The organism is Treponema sp. (assembly GCF_045657965.1).
GTDB lineage: Bacteria > Spirochaetota > Spirochaetia > Treponematales > Treponemataceae > Treponema_D.
The window spans coordinates 1-2,141 of record NZ_JAZOUG010000150.1; the positions used below are offsets into that span (position 1 = coordinate 1).

Genomic DNA, 2,141 nt, shown 5'->3' on the forward strand with positions numbered 1-2,141 from the left:
CATTTGTCTTCCTAAGACCGCTTGGCCTCCGACTTTATTTTTTGTCTGAGTTATAGTCAACGTCGTAGTTGCTTCCGAGCATATCCCATGTTACGGTTCCAAGCCCTGTTACATCAAATCCGCCGTTCTTGATTTTGTCGCTGTGGAGAATATAGCTTCCGTTTTCCTGAATGTTGATGTTGAGGTTGTGAATCGGAAGGTCAATGTCAAAACCTGCTACCCAAGAAATTGAGTTGTTTTTAATCCAAGGATCGTCACCTGCAATATCTTCCGTGAGGTTATAAGCAACCTCCCAACGAGTGTTGAACTTCCAGAGAACGAAAGCGGCTTCAAGACCGAAAACCTGCAGCTGGTCATAGTTGAGTGATGGAAGACCTGTTTTTACATGTGAATAACTGCTGTAAAGTGCTGCAAGATCAGCAGCAACTTGTGCTTGAACTGCTGTTTGAACTGCTTGATTAGTGATGTCTTGTCCTGCTGCAGCAGCTTTCTTTAAGGCTTCTTGGTATACAAGACCAAATCCTAAAGAACTTGTAAGTGTGTTTGTATAACTACCATCTGTTAAACTCGTATGGAAGGCTTTGTAAATAACTGTGTTTTTGAGATCTGCGCTCGGCTGTTTGTAGTGACCGTAGTAGTAGCTTGCACCCCAGTCAATTCCTGCAAATGAACCTGTCAAGCGAACGCCGCTCTGGCTGAATTTCAGACTCTTTGTGTTTGTGTAAAGTGTATTAGAATCAAAGTTTGAAGCATACATAAGTGCTGGAATTGCAGTTGCAGAATTTGCTGCATTTGCACCAACATAATCAGTAATAAGATCTTCTACTGTTTCTGTTAATTCTTTCTGAGCATTTGGTACAAGGTATCCGCTTGAAGCGAAGCGGTCTGGCGTCATCCACGGGGTGAAGATTCCTTCGAGCTTCAAGTTGTAATCCCATGAGAGGTTTGCTGTTGCCTTGAACATAACCTCACCGATTCGCCTGTCGATGTAGTCAGGGAAGATGAAGTCGGTGTAATCGTTGGCGTTGAAGTTGTCGAGGACATGGACTTTGTCGCCTTTGCCCCAGACTTCCTTGAGTTTTCCGGCTTTAAGCTGGAAAACGCCGTCTTTGAAGCTGCCGCTTGCAGAAACTTCGTCGATTACATCCTCAGGATGTTCTTCGAGAGTTGCAGAGCTGAGCTTGAGCTTTAAATTTGCCCCGGTGTAGTCGCCCTCGTAGTTGAGTTCGAGGTTTGCGTAAGCGCCGGCGTCAAGAGTTGTTTTGCTTACATCGTAAATTCCGTCGTAGCCCTTTGTGTCGTAAAGACCTGAATCTTCGTTTGTTGTTCCGATCCATGCCCGTGTTTCGGCTCCGACTTCGCCTGTGATTGCAACTGACGGTGTTGAAGATTCTTCAAAGCCAGAGCTTGAATCTTCAAAGCCGAAATCCTGTGCGAAAGTGAATGAGGCGAGCGAGAAAGCCGCCAATGTAAAAATAATTTTTTTCATAGTTTACTCCTAAAAAAATTTATCCACAGATTTCCACAGATGTTCACAGATTTTATTTTTAATAATTATAATCTGTGTTAATCTGTGCATATCTGTGGATTATCTATGATTTATTTAGCCTTACCTGTTGAAAGGTACTGCTGTGTGAAATATGCTGCTGAAATACCTTCGTCAAATTTTGGATCTTTGATGTCAAGCAAAGTCTGGCGGCCTGTAATATTGTTTACAATTCGTGCACGCATACGCATTGTGTATTTTACTCCGGTTTTTGGTGCAGTAATGTATTTCCAGTCTTCTGTGGTGTATGTTTTCATGATTTTAGTCTGGTCTTTTTTGTCGAAGTATTCGATTTTTGCAGGAAGGTAAGTTTCTGTATCGATGTACTGGATTCGGTAAGAATACTCGACTTCGCTCTTTTTGTGAGGAACTGACTTGATTTTCCAGCAGGTGTAGTTTTTGCTTCCTGCCGTTACCTTTACATTTGATTCAAGAAGTGTGTGGTCGTCTTCCTCAACATTGCGGACACCCATGTCATTGTATGTGAATTCGCAGCCAACGAACTGCTTGTATCGTTCGCCCATTGGAATTCGGCGTACCTGACGGAGTGAAGGCATGTAAATCCAGCGGTCATCTTCGCGGCCGTTCTTTTCCA

General features: G+C 43.3%; 2 protein-coding genes. Both read right to left on the bottom strand.

The features are described 5' to 3' along the window. Nucleotides 1-34 precede the first annotated feature (34 nt). Complete coding sequence (locus ACKI5B_RS05385; RefSeq protein ID WP_407426584.1) at nt 35-1,489, bottom strand: hypothetical protein; 1,455 nt, start codon at nt 1,487-1,489, stop codon at nt 35-37. A 110-nt stretch (nt 1,490-1,599) separates the two neighbouring features. Beyond that, a partial coding sequence (locus ACKI5B_RS05390; RefSeq protein WP_407426586.1) for an outer membrane lipoprotein-sorting protein occupies nt 1,600-2,141 on the bottom strand: 542 nt, incomplete at its 5' end.